4 protein-coding genes are annotated in these 4,256 nt (G+C 31.4%); 2 read left to right on the top strand and 2 right to left on the bottom strand.

Features of this window, described 5'->3' with window-relative positions:
• Positions 1-101: 101 nt before the first annotated feature.
• Entirely contained in the window at positions 102-683 is a 582-nt protein-coding gene (locus ACN1CN_RS22545) for a restriction endonuclease subunit S (RefSeq protein WP_419137910.1), read from the top strand.
• A gap of 53 nt (positions 684-736) precedes the next feature.
• On the opposite strand, the gene ACN1CN_RS22550 is transcribed toward ACN1CN_RS22545, so the two are convergent.
• Both ACN1CN_RS22550 and ACN1CN_RS22555 read right to left on the bottom strand, forming a co-directional pair.
• The gene (locus tag ACN1CN_RS22550; protein ID WP_419137912.1) at positions 737-1,942 is read right to left on the bottom strand and encodes a restriction endonuclease subunit S; all 1,206 of its coding nucleotides are present in this window, start codon (positions 1,940-1,942) and stop codon (positions 737-739) included.
• A 47-nt stretch (positions 1,943-1,989) separates the two neighbouring features.
• Entirely contained in the window at positions 1,990-3,549 is a 1,560-nt protein-coding gene (locus ACN1CN_RS22555) for a type I restriction-modification system subunit M (RefSeq protein ID WP_419137914.1), read from the bottom strand.
• Between the two features lie 237 nt (positions 3,550-3,786).
• On the opposite strand from ACN1CN_RS22555, the gene ACN1CN_RS22560 reads away from it, so the two are divergent.
• Positions 3,787-4,044: a helix-turn-helix domain-containing protein gene (locus ACN1CN_RS22560; RefSeq protein WP_419137916.1), complete on the top strand. Its 258-nt coding sequence runs from the start codon at positions 3,787-3,789 to the stop codon at positions 4,042-4,044.
• Positions 4,045-4,256: the final 212 nt, after the last annotated feature.

Below are 4,256 nucleotides of genomic sequence, written 5' to 3' on the forward strand. Positions count from 1 at the left end.
AAAAAATATAGTTTTTAATCAAAACGGAGGTGGTCATTTTGCTCCGGAATTAGGTGGTCATTTTGAACTGGAATCAGGTGCTCACTTTAAAACGGAATGGGGTGATCAATATAACCGGAATTTGCACGTTGAGCAATAAAATTTTTTCCCAAGAATTGAGATTTAAGGATGGAGATGGAAATGAGTTTTCAGGATGGTCAGAACTAAAAATTGGTGACATTTTGAAAATCGGGAATGGAAAGGATTATAAACATTTACTGAATGGTGATACTCCTGTTTTTGGAAGTGGAGGCTATATGACATCAATCAATTCATATCTTTACGATGGTGAAACAGTATGCATTGGCAGAAAAGGTACGATAAACAAACCAATGTATTACAATGGTAAAATTTGGACAGTTGATACATTATTCTACACTCATTCATTCCAGTATTGTATTCCTAAGTTTGTATTTCATCTTTTTCAAACAATTAACTGGTTAGAATATAATGAAGCATCGGGTGTTCCAAGTTTATCGAAAACTACAATCGAAAAAATAAAAGTAAAAATTCCTTCTATTGAAGAGCAGCTTACAATTTCAAAGATCCTTTCAGCTTTTGAACAAAAAATTGGGATCGAAAAAGAAATTTTGATAAAGCTTGAGAAACAGAAAGAATATCTGTCACAGCAAATGTTTATCTAATACTGTTGATCTTTTTATTTTAAAGTTTGTTAATTTTTGTTGATCACCGTAGATTAAACGAACATATTTTGAAGCAGATACTTCTTTTGTTCTTCTAACTTTTTTAAGTAATCTGTTTCCATATCGATTTTGTTATCAAACGTACAAAGAAAATCAGCTATTTTATTCTGTTCTTCGATGCAGGGCATTTCAAATATAATTCTTGCGAAATTTTCATAAAAAAGATAATCTCTAACTCCTCCTTCCACATTCTTAAGAACTTCTTTATTAAATTTTCCGGTTTTAAGATATTGAAATAAAAAATTATCATCAACATATTCATTTGTTACAAAACAAACATATAAAGAACTTATGATAATGTTTTCTAAATCTCGGCTATATCCAATAGAACCGACATTTATTCTTGCAGGATTATATGCAAAAGTATATTTATCAATTACTTTATAAAGTGTAATATCATAACCTCTATCATCACTATTAATACCTTCAAATTGCTCATTTTGTGGAACAAAACCTAATCTGTTATTTATGGAATAAACAGGTAATTTTTCATTACTTTTATTTCTTTTGCTTACAGGCAGTGTAATCTCTCCTAACTTTTTAATTTGCCAATCAGGATAGTTAATTTCATCATCATTCTTAAATCTCAATTCTTTAGAAAATATTTTTTTAATTATCGTTTGCTTTGACAATTTTAAACCCTCAATTATTTTGTTTTGGGTTTGAATACGATTATCTAATAATTCTAAAAAGTTTGCTATTTTATTTTGCTCTGGCGAATTAGGATAATGTATTTTAATATTTCCTAAGTCTGATGAATTAATTGCCGGATAACTTGTACCGGTGCATCTTTCAATAACTTTGTCAACAAACTTTTGATTATGTAGATACTGAAAAACGAACTGAGAATTTTGTAAAGTTCTTATTTGTGCATATCCTGTAGAGGCTACATAGTCACCCTCCTTATCAAAATACAAATTATTCTTCTGATAGGGTCTTACCATTTGAAATAATATATCACCTTTTGTTAATCTTCTCTGGGCTCTACTCGGAGCTTCATCTTTTAAAATTCTTTCTTCTTTTAACAAACGTCCGTTAACTACACTTTCCAAATCAATATAGATAAATGAAAAGGGCAAGTTTTCATTTTTAGGATTTATAATATTAATATCAGCCAATTTCTTCGTTTCCCACTCCTCAGTAAACCCTGGAAATCTCAAATTAGGAACGTTACCTACTTTTAATTTTTTATTCGGCATCTCGATTATTTATTTTTCGTTATTAAAAACATTAAGGATTTAAGAAATTAAAAAACTAACTCTAATTCTTTTAAATAAATATCGATTTCCTTATCGAGATTGGCTCGTGTGGCTTCAAGTTCTTTAATTTCGAACATTACCTTTTGAATATCAATTTCTTCTTGTTCTTCGAAAGTATCCACATAACGAGGAATATTTAAATTATAATCGTTCCCAGCAACTTCTTTTAAACTAGCCAAATGACTGTATTTTTCAATTACTGTTCTATTACGATAGGTTTCTACAATCTTACTGATGTGATTGTCTCGCAACATATTTTGATTTTTAACCTTTTCAAATTCTTTGCTAGCATCTATAAATAAAATATCATCAGGTGTTTCTCTGCATTTTTTGAAAACCAAAATACATGTAGGAATACTGGTGCCATAGAAAATATTTGCAGGCAAACCAATTACTGCATCTAAGTAATTCTTTTGTTCGATAAGATATTTACGAATGTGTAATTCTGCTGCACCACGAAACAAAACGCCGTGTGGCAATACAATCGCCATTGTACCGTTTTCTGCTAGATGATAAATCATATGTTGCACGAAAGCAAAATCGGCTTTACCTGCTGGAGCTAACTTACCATATTGACTAAAACGATCATCATTCAGGAATAAAGGATTTGCACTCCAATTGGCAGAAAAAGGAGGATTTGCTACGATAGCTTCGAATGGCATATCATTCAAATGTTGCGGGTGCTCTAAAGTGTCCTCTTGCTTTATGTCGAATTTTAGATAATGCACCCCATGGAGTATCATATTCATGCGGGCAAGATTGTATGTGGTTCGGTTCATTTCCTGCCCGTAAAAATTATTGACATCTTTTACCTCCCTAGCAACACGCAATAATAGCGATCCAGAACCACAGGTCGGATCATATACTGATTTTAATCTATTTTTACCTGTTGTGACAATTTTTGCCAGAATTTTAGAAACCTCTTGTGGCGTATAAAATTCTCCTGCCTTTTTACCTGCACCACTAGCAAACTGACCAATCAGATATTCGTAAGCATCGCCTAATACATCAAGTTCGGTATGTTCAAGCTTAAAATCAATTTCATCAAGATGCACCAAAACTTTTACTATGATTGCGTTTCTTGCTTCAGCCGTTCTTCCTAAATTATTGCTGTTTAAGTCCATATCCGAAAAAAGATCTTCAAAATCTTCTTCACTTTGAGTTCCCATTGTACTCAGCTGAATATTGGTCAGGATTTTTTGTAAATCTGCCAAAATAAAATTATTACTGCCACTGTTTCCTCTTTTTGCAATTTCGCTAAAAAGTTCAGATGGTTTCAAAAAATAACCTAAGTTTTCAAGGGATTCCTCTTTGATGGCTTCAATATATTCTTGACCCTCTTTTGTATTTTCATCAATATTTCTAAATTGAATATTATCTTGTTCTAAAATGGAATTAGCAAAAATTTCCATTTTTTCAGCCAAATATTTATAAAATATAAATCCTAGTATATAATCCCTAAATTCATCCGCATTCATCTTTCCTCGTAAAGTATTCGCTATATTCCAAAGCTGTTGCTCTAATATTTTTTTCTGTTCTTCTGACATTTGAAATAATTGTTTATTAAGATTAGGGATTAATAATCCTTAAGAAGGCACTAATGTAATAAACTTTTGGTGTTATGGCTTATGGTTGCAGTGAAAAACTAATTGAGATATCTTTATTAATTTTGATATACTGGAAGGCTATAACAATTCCTATTTGGTGTCAAGTATACTCCCCATTTTGAATTATACCCTTCCAAACTATGTAATTTTGCATCATAACAATCTAAAACTTATGCTATGTTAATCGATGTTATCACTCGTGAAGATTTAAACGAATTCAGAAATCTTCTTTTGAATGATTTAAAACAACTCATTCGACCTCAGTCACAACAGGCAAAACAATGGCTAAAATCTTATGAAGTCCGAAAATTGCTGAATATTTCTGCCGGCACTTTGCAAAATTTACGGATCAATGGAACGCTCGCTTTTACTAAAATTGGTGGCCTTATGTATTACAAATATTCGGACATTGAAAAAATTATGAATGGTAAATAGTAACTAATTAAAAAACGACTTTGGAGTTTTTTACTAACCCCCGGCAGGGCAAGTGGTTTTGAGATGCGGAATTCATTTCAAGCATCTCAAAACACAACTTGCCATTACCTTTGTGGTAATATTTTTGCAAATACATTTTTTATTTTTATCTCTTCTAAAAGCGGTTAAAGGGTGAACATAACAACTTGCTAGAATTAAAAGTTCTTTACACG

This window comes from Flavobacterium sp. T12S277 (assembly GCF_048514875.1).
Taxonomy (GTDB): Bacteria; Bacteroidota; Bacteroidia; order Flavobacteriales; family Flavobacteriaceae; genus Flavobacterium.

Excerpts from the sequence above, each read along its gene's own strand:
- ACN1CN_RS22550 (WP_419137912.1), bottom strand. The coding sequence starts at position 1,942 with ATGCCGAATAAAAAATTAAAAGTAGGTAACGTTCCTAATTTGAGATTT.
- ACN1CN_RS22555 (WP_419137914.1), bottom strand. The coding sequence starts at position 3,549 with ATGTCAGAAGAACAGAAAAAAATATTAGAGCAACAGCTTTGGAATATA.
- ACN1CN_RS22560 (WP_419137916.1), top strand. The coding sequence starts at position 3,787 with ATGTTAATCGATGTTATCACTCGTGAAGATTTAAACGAATTCAGAAAT.